11 protein-coding genes, 1 tRNA gene and 1 pseudogene are annotated in these 14,203 nt (G+C 65.7%); 5 read left to right on the forward strand and 8 right to left on the reverse strand.

The features are described from left to right. Positions 1–19 precede the first annotated feature (19 nt). From kasA to aceE, 5 genes are all read right to left on the reverse strand, one after another. Positions 20–1,270, reverse strand: a complete 1,251-nt coding sequence (gene kasA / locus AU072_RS16300; protein ID WP_064414747.1) for a 3-oxoacyl-ACP synthase KasA — start codon at positions 1,268–1,270, stop codon at positions 20–22. Then, a complete protein-coding gene (acpM, locus tag AU072_RS16305) occupies positions 1,267–1,569 on the reverse strand; it encodes a meromycolate extension acyl carrier protein AcpM (protein ID WP_059098849.1) in 303 nt (100 codons plus the stop codon). Before acpM ends, kasA begins: the two co-directional genes overlap by 4 nt. 76 nt (positions 1,570–1,645) lie before the next feature. Next, a complete protein-coding gene (locus tag AU072_RS16310; protein ID WP_174523784.1) occupies positions 1,646–2,557 on the reverse strand; it encodes an ACP S-malonyltransferase in 912 nt (303 codons plus the stop codon). Positions 2,558–2,696: 139 nt separating this feature from the next. Then, positions 2,697–3,986: a PucR family transcriptional regulator gene (locus AU072_RS16315; protein ID WP_064414749.1), complete on the reverse strand. Its 1,290-nt coding sequence runs from the start codon at positions 3,984–3,986 to the stop codon at positions 2,697–2,699. Between the two features lie 99 nt (positions 3,987–4,085). Continuing rightward, a complete protein-coding gene (aceE, locus tag AU072_RS16320) occupies positions 4,086–6,875 on the reverse strand; it encodes a pyruvate dehydrogenase (acetyl-transferring), homodimeric type (RefSeq protein ID WP_064414758.1) in 2,790 nt (929 codons plus the stop codon). A gap of 250 nt (positions 6,876–7,125) precedes the next feature. On the opposite strand from aceE, the gene AU072_RS16325 reads away from it, so the two are divergent. From AU072_RS16325 to AU072_RS16340, 4 genes are all read left to right on the forward strand, one after another. After that, positions 7,126–7,626 (forward strand): Rv2240c family protein, encoded by a 501-nt coding sequence (locus AU072_RS16325; RefSeq protein ID WP_064414759.1) that lies wholly within the window; start codon positions 7,126–7,128, stop codon positions 7,624–7,626. 138 nt (positions 7,627–7,764) lie between these two features. Continuing rightward, the gene (locus AU072_RS16330) at positions 7,765–8,193 is read left to right on the forward strand and encodes a DUF3052 domain-containing protein (protein WP_064347257.1); all 429 of its coding nucleotides are present in this window, start codon (positions 7,765–7,767) and stop codon (positions 8,191–8,193) included. After that, positions 8,190–8,654 carry a peroxiredoxin gene (locus tag AU072_RS16335; RefSeq protein WP_064414750.1) on the forward strand — a complete coding sequence of 155 codons (465 nt, stop codon included), beginning with the start codon at positions 8,190–8,192 and terminating at the stop codon, positions 8,652–8,654. Before AU072_RS16330 ends, AU072_RS16335 begins: the two co-directional genes overlap by 4 nt. Positions 8,655–8,699: 45 nt before the next feature. Next, a tRNA-Val gene (locus tag AU072_RS16340) sits at positions 8,700–8,771 on the forward strand. A gap of 699 nt (positions 8,772–9,470) precedes the next feature. Here the strand turns inward: AU072_RS16340 and AU072_RS16345 are convergent. Beyond that, the gene (locus AU072_RS16345; RefSeq protein ID WP_064414751.1) at positions 9,471–10,865 is read right to left on the reverse strand and encodes a site-specific integrase; all 1,395 of its coding nucleotides are present in this window, start codon (positions 10,863–10,865) and stop codon (positions 9,471–9,473) included. Positions 10,866–11,026: 161 nt separating this feature from the next. After that, positions 11,027–11,218, reverse strand: coding sequence for a helix-turn-helix domain-containing protein (locus AU072_RS28795; RefSeq protein ID WP_268874538.1), 192 nt, complete (start codon positions 11,216–11,218; stop codon positions 11,027–11,029). Between the two features lie 608 nt (positions 11,219–11,826). On the opposite strand from AU072_RS28795, the gene AU072_RS28335 reads away from it, so the two are divergent. Continuing rightward, entirely contained in the window at positions 11,827–11,973 is a 147-nt protein-coding gene (locus AU072_RS28335; protein ID WP_165595618.1) for a hypothetical protein, read from the forward strand. 622 nt (positions 11,974–12,595) lie between these two features. Here the strand turns inward: AU072_RS28335 and AU072_RS16355 are convergent. Further along, positions 12,596–14,203, reverse strand: a pseudogene (locus tag AU072_RS16355) (MobF family relaxase); the annotation flags it as partial.

Below are 14,203 nucleotides of genomic sequence, written 5' to 3' on the forward strand. Positions count from 1 at the left end.
GCCCGAGAGTTCCTTTCGCTCAGTAGCGTCCGAAGGCCAGGGCGACATTGTGTCCGCCGAAGCCGAACGAGTTGTTGATGGCGTACTGGTAGTCGCCGTAACGAGGCTCGCCTGCAACCACATCGAGATCGATCTCGGGATCCGGCGTCTCGTAGTTCAGTGTCGGCGGGATGACGCCGTCACGCAGCGAGAGCACGGTCAGAGCCGATTCCAGCGCGCCGACCGCTCCGATGGAGTGGCCGAGCGCCGACTTCGGCGCGTAGACCGCCGCATGCTCCACCCCGGCCGACCGGATCGCGTTGGCCTCGGCGACGTCACCGATGGACGTGGCCGTGGCGTGGGCGTTGACGTGCTGGATGTCCTTGGGCTCGAGACCCGCGGTCTCCATCGCACGCTTCATCGCCTGGCCGGCCCGAAGACCGTCGGACGCAGGGGCCACCATGTGGAAGGCATCGGACGTGATGCCCGCACCCATCAGGCGGGCCAACGGCTTTGCGCCGCGGGCCTTGGCGTGCTCCTCGGTTTCGATGACCATCAGCGCACCGGCCTCGCCGAAGACGAACCCGTCGCGGTTCTTGTCGAACGGCCGCGAGGCGCCCTCGGGATCCTCGTTGTTGGTCGACATCGCGCGCATCATCGAGAACGCCGCGATCGGCAGCGCTTCGATTCCGCCCTCGACGCCGCCGACGACCGCGATGTCGGCGTCACCCATGACGATCTGACGCCAGCCGTGGGCGATGGCCTCCGAACCCGATGAGCAGGCCGAGACCGGGGTGATGACCCCGGCCCTCGCGCCCAGCTGCAGACCGATCACCGCGGCCGCACCGTTCGGCATGATCATCTGCACCGCGAGCGGCGACACCTTGCGGGGGCCGCCCTCGTTCATCGCGTCGTAGGTCTCGACGATCTTCTCGCCGCCACCCAGACCGGTGCCGACGACAACGGTGAAGCGATCCGGATCGACCTCGGGCGTGCCCGCGGTCTCCCAGAGCTGGCCGGACAGAAACTTGGCCATGCGCTGGACATACGACATCCGTCGCATGTCCAGTCGCGTCATGTGGTCGTCGATCGCGTCGACGAGGTGCCCACCGATGCGGACCGGAAGATCCCACTTGGTGACGAACTCGTCCTCGAGGACGCGGATGCCGCTTTCGCCGGCCAGCAGCCCCTTCCACGTGCTCTCGATGTCCGCCGCGACCGACGTGGTCGCCGTGACGGCGGTCACGACGACGTTGGGGAAACCGCCGTTAGCAGTGGAAGGTCTACTCATGCCCGATCGGCTTCGATCTGCGCGCGGATGGCCGCTGCCGCTTCGGGGTTCTCTTCCTCGAGCTTCTGGATGTAGGTGACGACGTCACCGACGGTGCGAAGACCGGCGAGGTCCTCGTCGGGGATCTTCACGCCGTACTTGTCCTCGGTCTGCACGGCGATCTCGACCATCGACAGCGAGTCGATGTCCAGGTCGTCGACGAAGCTCTTCTCAGGGGTGACCTCGGAAGGCTCGATACCGGTGACCTCTTCGATGATCTCGGCGAGACCGGCGATGATTTCGTCCTGACTGGCGGCCACGTTGGCTCCTTCTATTCAGTGGTGTTACTTGATGGGAATGACGATCGTTATGTGGTTGTGTCTGGCGCAGGTCTGCCTATGAGAGTTCGGCGAGCCCGTCCAGGTCAGCGGGGGACTTGACGGCGTGCGTCGGCACCCCCCGAAGTTCTCTTTTCGCGATACCCGCGAGCGTCCCGGCGGGCGGGAACTCGACGATCGCGGTCACATCGAGCCGGCGCATCGTCTCGGTGCACAGGTCCCAGCGGACCGGGCGCGTCATCTGCGCCACCAGCTTGCTCATGGCGTCGGCCGCCGAATCCACCGGCTGGCCGTCCGCGTTCGACAGTAGCGTCGTGTTCGGCTCGGCGCTCGTTACACCTTCGGCCACGGCGGCGTACCCGTCGAGGGCCGAGGCCATGTAGTGGGTGTGGAAGGCGCCGGCGGTCGCCAGCTTGCGCACCCGCGCCTTCTCCGGCGGATCCTCGACCAGCTTGTCCAGTGCGGCGACCGCACCGGCGGCGACGATCTGTCCCGCCGCGTTGCGGTTGGCCGGGACCAGGTCCAGCGCCTCGAGGCGGGCCAGCACGTCGGCTTCCTCACCGCCGAGCACGGCGGCCATTCCCGTGGGCTCGACCGCGCACGCCTTGGCCATCTCGGCGCCGCGGATGGCAGCCAGCTTGACGGCATCGTCGGCGGAGATCACCCCGGCGATCGCGTAGGCGGCGATCTCTCCGACGGAGTGGCCCGCCACCACGGTCTTCTTGTCGGCGATCACACCGCGCCTGCTCAGTTCCTCGTGGGCCAGCAGCGTGGCCGCCACGACGAGCGGCTGGGTCACCGCGGTGTCGGTGATCTCCTCTGCCGACGCGGTGGTGCCCAGCTGCGCCAAGTCCAGCCCGCTGATCTCGGACCATCCGGCGAGCCGCTCGGCGGCACCGGGCAGCTCCAGCCATGCGGCGAGCATGCCGGGTGTCTGGGAGCCCTGTCCGGGCGCGAGAAGTGCAAGCACATCATTACGAGGCACACATTAAGAGAACACTGTGAAGACGGGTTTGCGCGGTGTAAGAGATTATGAACCTGGTCTTATGTTTTTGTGGAGACTCCACAAAATCACCTGTGATGCGACGCTACCGAAATCTGCCCGCGATCTATGGCCTGTCCGGCTGGGTGGGAAGCGCTGCTGGTCGCAGCGCCGGACGCGCCGGGTTGATCATGTTTGCTGTGCTCGTATGGTACGGCTGACGGCCCAGTCGGCTGACGGTGACGGCCACCCGCAGCACGTAGGCGTCGCGCGGAAGCGTCGGATCGCGCCCGGTGAAGTCGGCGATTCGTCTCAGCCGGTACCGGACGGTATTTGGATGAACGAACAATTTGCGTGCGCAGGCCTCGATGGCGCCGCCCGAGTCGAGGTAGGCATCGAGGGTCTCCGTGAGCGCTGGACCCGCATCGGCCAGCGGCCTCATCACCTCGGTCTCCAACGCGGCGATCGCCGACACGTCGCCGAGCAGGGCGCGTTCGGGGAGGAGTTCGCGAGCCGACACCGGCCGCGGCGCGCCCGGCCAGCCCGTGACGGCGTTCATGCCCGCGATCGCCTCGGTTGCGCTGCGGTGAGCGCTCGCGAGCGTGGTGGCGGTGGGTCCGACGACGACGGGGCCCTCGGCGAACACCGTCATCATGTCGGTGAGGAACCTGTCGGTCGGGGAGAGGGCACCGGAGACGATCGCGACCAGCCACGTGCCGTGCACGTCCGACAGCGCGGCCCGGCTGTTGCGCCGCACGACGTCGTGGACGTCGTCGCTGGCCAGGTCGATCCGGTCGGGCTGCGGCAACCCGACGATGACGGTGGCGGGCGCGGTGGCGTCCCAGTTCAGCGCGGCGGCCTGGGATTGCAGTTCCGGGCCGATGTCGCCGCGCACCACCGCGTCGACGACGTTGGCCTCCATCCGGGTGTCCCATGCGCCCCGCGCCTCGGCCTGATCGGCATAGGCGCTGGCCGCGGCGAACGCGAGGTCGCGGCTGTAGCGCAGGATGCCGGCGGTCAGCGCGGTCAGCTGCTCCTCGGAGCGGGCCAGCAGCGGTACCACCTCTTCGAAGAACTCCATGGTGACGCGCACCATCTCCACCGACTGCCGCAGTGCGATGCGCCGCCGCAGGTCCTGCGGAACCACCTCGAAGGCCTGCGCGGTGTAGCTCACGTTGCTCTGCGGGTCCCGCATCCACTCGACGAAGTTCACCACCGCGGTCTGCACGACGAGCTGGACGCTGGCCCGCTGCGAGGCCTCGAGTTCGGCGAAGAACGGCAGGCGTTCCTCCAGCGCACGCACGGCATCGGTGGCCACCCGGCCCGAATACTGCTGCAACCGACGCAGCACCGAATCGGGAACGGCCCCCAGAACCTCGACCGTCGACTTCGGTGGCACGAACCGGTTGTCAGGCACCTCTAAAGGCTACGCCACCCTTATAGAGGAAACCTCCAAGAACCTGCGCCACTCCGGACCCAATGTCGTGGCTACGCCACTCCGGGCCCAATGTCGTGGCTACGCCACTCCGGGGTCCGACGTCTGCTCGGGCGCGGCCAGCACATCGTCGATCTCGTACTGCTTGGCCGCCTCGACCGCGACGGACTCGTCGATATTGCCGTCGCGGGCCAGACCCTCGAGCACCGCGACCGCGATCGACTCGGCGTCGGTGTTGTAGTACCGCCGGGCGGCGGGTCGGGTGTCGGAGAACCCGAACCCGTCGGTGCCCAGCGTGATGTACGTGCCGGGAACCCACGCCCGGATCTGCTCGGGAACCGCGCGCATCCAGTCCGACACCGCGACGACCGGGCCTGCGGCATCGGCGAGCGCCTTGGTGATGTACGGCGTGCCCGCCGGCTGGTCCGGATGGCGCAGCCGCTGCTTCTCGATCTCGACGCCGTCGCGGTTGAGCTCACCCCAGCTGGTCACCGACCACACGTCGGCGGCGACATCCCATTCCTCGGCGAGCATCTCGGCGGCCTTGAGCGCCGACGGCATGGCCACCCCCGACACCAGAATCTGCGCCGCATTGGAACGCTTCTCGGGTGCGGGCCGGTAGCGGTAGATGCCGCGCAACAGCCCCTCGACGTCGAGGCCCTCCGGCTCCGGCGGCTGGACGTAGGGCTCGTTGTAGATCGTCATATAGAAGTAGACGTTCTCGGGGTTCTCGCCGTACATCCGGCTCAGGCCGCTCTCGACGATGTAGGCGATCTCGTACGCAAACGCCGGATCGTAGGCGACGACCGCGGGGTTGGACGCGGCCAACAACAGCGAATGCCCGTCGGCGTGCTGCAGGCCCTCGCCCACCAGCGTGGTCCGGCCCGCCGTGGCGCCGAGGAGGAAGCCGCGCGTCATCTGGTCGGCGGCCGCCCACAGGTTGTCGCCGGTGCGCTGGAACCCGAACATCGAATAGAAGATGTAGACGGGGATCATCGGCTCGTTGTGCGTCGAGTAGGACGTGCCCGCCGCGATGAAACTGGCCGAGGACCCGGCCTCGTTGATGCCCTCGTGCAGGATCTGGCCGACCTCGGATTCCTTGTAGGCCAACATCAATTCGGCGTCGACCGAGGTGTACAGCTGGCCGTTGCGGTTGTAGATCTTCAGGTTGGGGAACCACGAGTCCATGCCGAACGTGCGTGCCTCGTCGGGAATGATCGGCACGATGCGCCAACCAATCTCCTTGTCGCGCAACAGTTCCTTGAACGTCCGCACCGTGGCCATCGTCGTGGCCACCTCCTGCTTGCCGGACCCCTTCTTGAGCGCCTTGTAGGTGTCGCGGCCGGGCAGGGTGAGCGACTTGGTTTTGGTGCGACGCTCGGGCAGGAACCCGCCGAGTGCGCGCCTGCGGTCGATCATGTAGCGGATCTCGGGCGCCTCCGGGCCGGGGTGGTAGTACGGCGGAAGGTAAGGGTTCTCCTCGAGTTGCTCGTCGCTGATCGGGATGCGCTGGGCATCGCGGAAGTACTTGAGGTCTTCCAGCGCAAGCTTTTTCATCTGGTGCGTGGCGTTGCGGCCCTGGAAGTGCGCACCCAACGAGTAACCCTTGATGGTCTTGGCCAGGATGACCGTCGGCTGGCCCTTGTGCTCCATGGCCGCACGGTAGGCGGCGTAGACCTTGCGGTAGTCGTGGCCGCCCCGTTTGAGGTTCCAGATCTCGGAGTCCGACATCTTCTCGACGAGCGCCTTGGTGCGGGGGTCGCGGCCGAAGAAGTGGTCGCGCACGTAGGCGCCGTCGTTGGCCTTGTAGGTCTGATAGTCACCGTCGGGTGTGCTGTTCATCAGGTTGACCAGTGCGCCGTCGCGGTCGGCGTGCAACAGCGCATCCCATTCGCGGCCCCACACCACCTTGATGACGTTCCAGCCGGCCCCGCGGAAGAACGACTCGAGTTCCTGGATGATCTTGCCGTTGCCGCGCACCGGCCCGTCGAGGCGCTGCAGGTTGCAGTTGACCACGAAGGTGAGGTTGTCCAGGCCTTCCAGTGCGGCGACATGCGCCAGGCCGCGGCTTTCGGGTTCGTCCATCTCTCCGTCGCCGAGGAACGCCCACACGTGTTGATCCGAGGTGTCCTTGATCTCGCGGTCGTGCAGGTAGTGGTTGAACCGGGCCTGGTAGATGGCGTTCATCGGGCCCAGCCCCATGGAGACCGTCGGGAACTCCCAGAAGTCGGGCATCAGCCGCGGATGCGGGTACGACGGCAGCCCGCCGCCGGGGTGGCTGTGCTCCTGCCGGAAACCGTCGAGCTGGTCGGCCGACAGGCGACCCTCCAGATACGCGCGTGCGTAGATGCCCGGCGACGCGTGACCCTGGATGAACACATGGTCACCGCCGCCGGGATGCGACTTGCCGCGGAAGAAGTGGTTGAAGCCGACCTCGTAGAGGGCGGCCGACGACGCATACGTCGAAATATGGCCGCCCACACCGACTCCCGGACGTTGCGCGCGGTGCACCATGATCGCGGCGTTCCACCGGATCCAGGTGCGGTACCGGCGTTCGACGTCCTCGTCGCCGGGGAACCACGGCTCCACCTCGGTGGGGATCGTGTTGACGTAGTCGGTCGACGTCAACGACGGGATGGCCACGCGCTGTTCACCGGCGCGTTCGAGCAGACGCAACATCAGATAGCGTGCCCGCGCGGGCCCGGACTGTTCGAGCAGCTGATCGAACGATTCCAGCCATTCGCCGGTCTCTTCGGGATCGATGTCGGGCAGATACGACGCCACGCCTTCCCGGATCACCCTGACCCGGTCGTGTTCAGCTGCGGTGGTGGAGTTTTGGGCCAGGTCCTGGCGCGCGAACTCGGTGGTCAACTTCCGCTCCTTGGTAGGCGGTTCGGGTGCCCACGCCCGTCGCGCAGATGTTTTCTGCGCTTGAACCGTGAGCGACGGGTTCCATCCTTCTCCCATCCTGCCCCACACGCATCGGTGGGGTCGCCCCCTGGAATGAACCGGCGGTCGCCGGACCGAACCGGTAACGTCTGCAGCCGTGGTGATCGGTGCGCTGGTGCAAAAACCGCTGCGGATTGGCGCACTCGTCGTCGGCATCTCGGCCGCGGCCGCCATGGTCGTCGTGGGCTGCAGCAGCGTCACCGAGGGCTCCGCACAGGTCGACGCGGCCGACGCGCCGGTGTACCGGGCGTCGGTGTCGGCCTCCCTGGCGGAGTCGGCGGCCAGTTCCAGCGCCAGGGAATCGGAACGCCGGGCCTCGATCACCAAGGAGGCGATCCACTCGTCGTGCGAGACGCTGAGCTCCACCAGCGTCGAGGCGATCACCGCGGTCAACGGTTACGTCGATGCCTTCAACCGAAGCGCGGGCGACGTGACGGCCAAGGCCGGGCCCGCGATCGACGCCCTGAACCACAGCGCCGACATGGTCGCGCGCAGCATCGCCGATCCGCTGGGTCCCGAGCTCACAGGTGCGCTCAACGGCTGGGTCGACGCCGCCAGGGGCGTAGCCACCGCGATCGCCGGCAACTACGGGCCCGACGAGTTCAACGCCGCGATCACCCGGCTCAACGACACCAAGACCACCGCGCTCAACCTCTGCGACGCGTCGTATTGACCAAGCGGATATTTGACCAACCTTGCCGCCAGTCACGTGCGGGCATAGTGCTTCGTGCGACGATAGGGCGCAAGACACAGGCCTAAAGGACACTGCCGAGCGCAACATGCGCCCGAGCCGGCTGAAGGAGGACCGACCGTGGTCGCGGCGGATGACGCCCCGAACTACGCCCACAGACTGGGCATCCAAAAAGATCAGGTTGTACAGGAACTGGGCTGGGACGAGGACGTCGACGACGACATCCGAGCCGACATCGAGGAAGCGTGCGGCGGCGAGCTGCTCGACGAGGATGCCGACGAGGTCATCGACGTCGTACTGCTGTGGTGGCGCGACGACGACGGAGACCTCGTGGATGCGCTGATGGACGCCATCACCCCCTTGGCCGACGACGGCGTCATCTGGGTGGTGACCCCGAAGACCGGCAAACCCGGCCACGTCCAACCGGCCGAGGTCGCCGAGTCGGCGCCCACCGCCGGCCTGATGCAGACATCGTCGGCCAACCTCGGTGACTGGATCGCCACCCGGCTGGTGCAACCGAAGTCGAAGGCCGCGGGGCGGAGAGGATGATCGAGGTCGGCGCAGAGGCGCCCGATTTCACGCTCAAGGACCAGAACGGTCAGCCCGTCACGCTCAGCAGCTTCCGCGGCAAGAAGAACGTGCTGCTGGTGTTCTTCCCGCTGGCGTTCACGGGCATCTGCCAGGGTGAGCTCGACGAGGTCCGCGACCGGCTGCCCGAGTACGAGAACGACGACACCGCGACGCTGGCGATCTCAGTGGGCCCGCCGCCGACTCACAAGATCTGGGCCACCCAGAGCGGCTTCACGTTCCCCGTGCTGTCGGATTTCTGGCCGCACGGAGAGGTCGCGATGGCCTACGGGGTGTTCAACCAGGCCGCGGGTATCGCCAACCGCGGCACGTTCGTCGTCGACCGCAGCGGGATCGTCCGGTTCGCCGAGATGAAGGAGCCGGGGGAGGCCCGCGATCAGGCGCTGTGGACGGACGCGCTGGCGGCGCTGCGCAACGGCTGAGGTGATTTCTCGTCGCAGGTCATGGCCGTGTAGCTTGCCCTGCAGGGGCGCGTAGCTCAGTGGTAGAGCTCTGGTTTTACACACCAGCGGTCGGCGGTTCGATACCGTCCGCGCCCACGTCTAAATTTGCAGTTCAGACGTTTTTTGCATCGAACGGACAAACCCCCGTTGTGCCAAGAGTGTGCCAGCGTGTGCACCGCGGTACTGTTGACCCGACCAGCTCGGCTACCGCGTCGTACTTGAGCCCACGTTTGGCCCGCGGCCTGGCGGCACGCCGGCCTGGCCGGCTTCGAACATATCCACGACCTTCTTGACGGTCCGGTGGGTGGGTGCCGCACGCATCGGCGGCGGCCCGGTCGGAACCGAGCTGGCGATGGGCCGAAATGATGTCTGTGCGGCCCTTCGCAGATTCCAATGGACAGCTCGATGAAGATGGTGATTGCATGGCGGCATTCGCCGTCACTATCGGGCCCGCAGTCCTTATCGACACGATTGAAACGCGGGTTCGATACTTTCATTTGGCCGCAGGTGGATACCTCTTCGTAGCCCACCGGGAGATACCTTTTCGTTGCCACGGACAGACTCCGAGTCGGTCTACTTCGAACTTATGGGCTCGTTCAGTCGCAGCGCGCGCCGACAGATCATCATGGCGACGCACAATGCCAACCTTGGCCATGAACACGACGTCGATCAAGGGATCGTTGCGCGCTTGCGACCGGCTCGAAAGAGAAACTACCGAAACTCTCATTCGTTGCGGGTGGGCTTTGAAGATCCACAGATTCGCCGAGCGGCATGTTGCCGTCGCTCACGGCACGGTCACTGCTCGCCGATCGACCTCGAGCGTCCGAGCAGTGCATCGCCGGCCGCAGCCAGCGCGTCGTCGTAGACGTGGCCGTACACGCGCAGCGTTATTGCAGGGTCATGGCCAAGCCACTTGGCCGTTGCCGATGGAGTAGTACCAACGTCGAGCAGCATGGTGGCCGCCGTATGCCGGACGTCGTGTAGCCGAATCACCGGCACCGCAGCATCTTTTGCGTGTCGTGCAAAATCCGCCGAGTATGTCTCGGGGCGAATGAGAGAGCCGTCCACGTTGACGGCGACGAGGCCGCTATCGAGGTATTCAGCGCCAAGGGCGAGGCGTTCTTCAGCCTGACGTAATCTCAAAGCTCGCAGTGCAGCGAGCACATCAGCAGGCATCGGTAGTGCCCGGCGAGACCGTTTCGACTTCGGGTCTCCGGTGATGGTCCCGCGGCCTTCGACCACTACGCGGCCTTGCGCGACAGAGACGGTACCGGCATCGAAGTCAATATCGGACCATCGCAATCCGAGGATCTCGGACCGGCGAAGACCTGCCAGCGTAAGCAGCCAGCACGCAGCGAGCCGTTCATCGCGCACATGCTCACGGAATCGGCCAGCCTGTTCTGTTGTCCAGCTCGCCATTTCGTGGTGCTTGACCGCCGGGCGCTTTACCAAGCGTGCCACGTTGCGGGCCACCAACCCCTCCCGCATCGCGTCGTCGAGAGCCGAAGACAACACCACAAGCATGGTCACGACAGTTCGGGCGCTCACGCTGCCGGGAACCTTGGGTTGTGCGGGGTCGTCTCCGTATTTGGCGACGTATCGGCCGCGGCCTGGCCGTAACACTTCCCCCGAAGCCACCAGCCGGTCGAGGGCCTTAATGCCTGGCTCGCCAAGGGCAGTGAGGATCTCGGAATACTGCGCCCCCTCGGACTTTGACCGCAAGTACGTGAGTACCTCAGCCGCGCGGCGGCCTCGCTTGTCACGCTGCGCTACTGGTGTGCCGTTCAGTCGAATTGTTACCAAGGCGTCGATATCGGCGGTTCTTAATTGCTGCAGGCCCGTTCTGCCCAGTTGGTCGATAACAGGCTTCAATGAATGCTTGTAGCCTGCAAGGGTATTGGGCCGCACGTCGCGTCTACCGTCGAGCCATCGAGCGAGAAAGTCGGCGACGGTCGTGTCATTCCTCCTAACGAACGTCCCCGCGGCGACCTCGGTCGTGATCTTCCGATACTCGCGACGCGCTTCTGCAAGCGTCGAGAAGGTGAATCGCTGCCTCTCACGCGTGCCGTTAGGTCGAGAACCGATATCTACCTGGAACGTGTAGGTGACCACGCCGTTCTTTGCGCTGCGGCGGGTGATCGGCTCGGCGCGGCGAGTGCGCTTCCGATCCGGTTCATCGGTGCTAGCCATCTAACCTCCTGTTGACTCCAATGTCCTATACGAGTGATTCCACCCCATGCTGCCTGAGGGTGGTGACATGGCCGTCGCCGCGACAGAATTCATACGTCAGCTAACAGCGGACCGGAGCTCTAGCGAACAGATGTCGGGCGGCCTGGGAAAGGGATCGGCCTTCACGAAGCGATCAGCTGCTGCAGCTCCGCGGTCACGACATAGACCCGGCCACCAAGCCTGCGCACTGGCAGTTCGCCGGCAGCGGCTAGACGATAAGCTGCTGCTCGGCTGATTCCCAGCATGGCGGCTGCCCGGGGGACTGCAAGCAGTAGCGGCAGCCCGTCAAAAGCATTGCTCTTCAATTGAATCACCTCCCTCGATCGAAAAACGACGTGTTTGAGCGAGGGCAGTTTGGCCCAGTTCGAGGACTGGCGAAAGAGAACCTCGAGTCGACTGCCGCCAGGCGAGTGCCATAATTACCGAGGGTAGAATCCGGCCCAACGCGACAGGCTCGCCACTCGGCTTTGGGGTCCTGGAACGATTTCGCATCGCCTGAACGTATGCCGATGCGCGGAACGCGGTCCACCACCTGAGGCATCTTTGATCGGCCAGAGTGGCAAATTCTCTAATCGTCTTCGCTTGTCCCCGACGAGGGGTGAATTTGGCTCTAGCGGGTGGCTCGCTCAGCAGGTCTAGAGCTCAAAGCTCATACTCATCAGAAGCGATTAGCTCGTATAACTCCGTGCTCAGCACAGAGTCCAACGCTTGGGTACGAGCCTGCGCTGTCAACTCGGCCCGTACTGCGGCACCGGGAGCGCTGCCGCGTGATCTCCGGCTCCAATTCGCAACGCTCTGGCGGCCGAGTGTGCTGGCCAACGCCCGAACCATCCAGCTGATCTTTTCGGCCTCGGCGGCCATGAACTCGGCTCGTCGAGCGGTGGTCCAGTCGTCGGGCAATCCAAGGTCGGTGCTGTAAACCGTGCGCACAGCGCTCAAGATGTCGGGATCGATGCCCAAGGGCATCGTCTCGGAATTGCAGGCCCGCATCCGCTGGAACCGCGGAGATCGCAGTCGGCGGATCATCGGTGAGCTCGCGAGTGATCGGGAGAGCGGCGCGAAGACTTAGGCAGCATGGGTGCCACGTCGAGCATGCTACGCGGCTCAAGAACGGGCCGACCGACCTCGGCCGCGTGTCGCAGCCGGCATTGTCTGTTCAATCTTCTACCGTTCGCGGCAGGCGGACAGGTAAGGACTTGAAGATGCCTACACAGGCGTGGGTGACGTTGATGTCGGGATTGTGGCTATCGGCGGTGTGCTGGTCACCTGGCAGCAGAGAATGTCGCTGACCGCCGAAGTGAATGGTGGCGTCGAGTCACCTGGGCGTTAGAGCGGACATTCAGCGCAGACGACACAGAAGCGGCGCTTGGGCTGGAAGATGCTCGATACGCTGCTGCAATCTAAACTAGCCACACGAGACGATTCAGATATCGTCCAGGTAATCGCGGAGCACACCGCCTTGGATGTCGACGTAGAGGGGAGTCTCGGTGGCAACGGCGAACAGCAACCCCCCGAAGTCGAAATCAGGCCGTAGCCTCGCCGTGCGGCAGGCCGCGGCACGCGCTGCAGTTACTGCTAGCAAGAAGACGGGCCGTCCTGTGGATGTGCGGGTGGAAAAACTCGCGAACTCTCGCTAATCGCGCGCGAGCGGTTTCGCCGGGGTACCAGTCTTGGTCAGCCAGCACGTCGGATCAGTCGTCGATGTTGGCGCCGAGCGTGTGTTCGGGCGCTTCAGTGCTCCGTGAATGATCGCGCCATCCCAAGGCGAGGTGGCGGCGCTGGGCGGCGCGCACGCCGCGGGCGGCATTGTCGTACTGGGCGAGCAAGTGACGCCAGGACTCGCTGAGGTGGGTGCGGCCGAGGCGATCGGCCAAGGTGACGGCTGGGATGGCGTCTAGAAGCGGATCTGCTGGACCTGACGGGGTGGCGGTAAGGGTGGTGTTCCACGGCAGGGAGTTGGTGAGCAGCCACACCGCCGACGAGCTGGGGCCGTGACTGTTGTTGGGGTCGAGGAGGACGACTCGGGCGTCTGCGGCTGCGGCGTGGCGGGCGATGTCGGCGAGCTGGTCGGGTTCCGCGGCTGCGGGGTCGTCGATGACGACGATGGCTCCGGGTGGTAGTGCCCATTGCTGGCCGCTGACTTGCTGGTGCGCATGGCTGACTGTGGTGATGGTGTCGGCCAGCTCGGCCTCGCGGGCGGGCGCCGCGCTGGCGTCGGTGGTCGAGAGCCAGAGCACTTTGCGGTCGTTGGCGTTGGCCGTGCTGCGCAGGGTGTAGAGCGCCGCGGCGGTGTCGCGGTCGGTGGCGTCGGCGCGCACCACGCTGAGCCGATAGGGTTGCGCGGCCAAGGATTTGAGCCGGTCGGCGGTGTGGGGCTCGTGCGCTGTGAGGGCCGCCGCGGGGATGGGCATGGGCGTGCGGGTGAGGTCGGCGTCGCCGGCCACTTGGAGCAAGGCAACTTCGGAGCGGGCCGATTTCAGCAGCTGCTCGAGTGTGTCGGAGGTGGCGGTCTGGGCCGCGGCAAAGGCACCGGCGACGGCGCGCTCAGCGCGGTCGAGCTCGCGGCGCAGCGCCTGGCGGCGGTCGCGCAGCTGCGCGCGGGCGGCCAGGTCCGCGCGCTCGGCGTCGCCGCGTGCGGTGGCGATGTCGTGCTCGGTGACGATCTTGTGGCCGCCGGCGGCCGCGGTGCGCGCAGCCTGCGCCTCGGCGAAGGCCTGGTGAAACTGATGCGACGGTGGTTGTTCGGGCAGGCGGCGGGTGTGAAAGGCCAGATCGGCTTGGGCTGAGGCGATGTCGAGTTCGTCGGCATCGGGGTTGGCCCGTAGGACGTCGAGCTGAGTGCGGGCGTGCTCGATCAGGCGCAGGGTGTAGTTGTAGGCGGCGTCGGCATCGGCCCACTGCTCCATCACTGTGGCGACGGCGTGGCCGTAGGGTCGATCGGCGTCGACTTGGCGGCGCATCCGCAACAGCTCGTCGGCCGCAGCGCGCATAGCGGGGCCATTTCCCGCGCGGATTTCTGCGTCTAAGGTTTTGATTCTTTCGGACACCTCGCGGTATTCCTGCTGCAGCGTGGTGACCAAATTGATGGTGATGCCCAATTCGGGTACGGGACGGTTTGCTGAGAGGTCTTCGAATTGCAAATCCGCGAAATCTTCTGCCCCGTATTCAAATGAGCCATCGGGCGGGGCGGCGTCGTAGTAGTCGTCGAAGGGTGGGGCTTGGTCGATGTCGGCGAAGGGGTTTTCAGGGTCGGGCGGGAACAGTGCTTCTTCGGCGGGGTGCGGTGGGGCGTGCTCGGT

The organism is Mycolicibacterium novocastrense (genome assembly GCF_001499835.1).
GTDB lineage: Bacteria > Actinomycetota > Actinomycetes > Mycobacteriales > Mycobacteriaceae > Mycobacterium > Mycobacterium novocastrense.

Excerpts from the sequence above, each read along its gene's own strand:
- AU072_RS16335 (WP_064414750.1), top strand. The coding sequence starts at position 8,190 with ATGATCGAGGTCGGCGCAGAGGCGCCCGATTTCACGCTCAAGGACCAG.
- kasA (WP_064414747.1), bottom strand. The coding sequence starts at position 1,270 with ATGAGTAGACCTTCCACTGCTAACGGCGGTTTCCCCAACGTCGTCGTG.
- AU072_RS16345 (WP_064414751.1), bottom strand. The coding sequence starts at position 10,865 with ATGGCTAGCACCGATGAACCGGATCGGAAGCGCACTCGCCGCGCCGAG.
- AU072_RS16325 (WP_064414759.1), top strand. The coding sequence starts at position 7,126 with ATGGTCGTCGTGGGCTGCAGCAGCGTCACCGAGGGCTCCGCACAGGTC.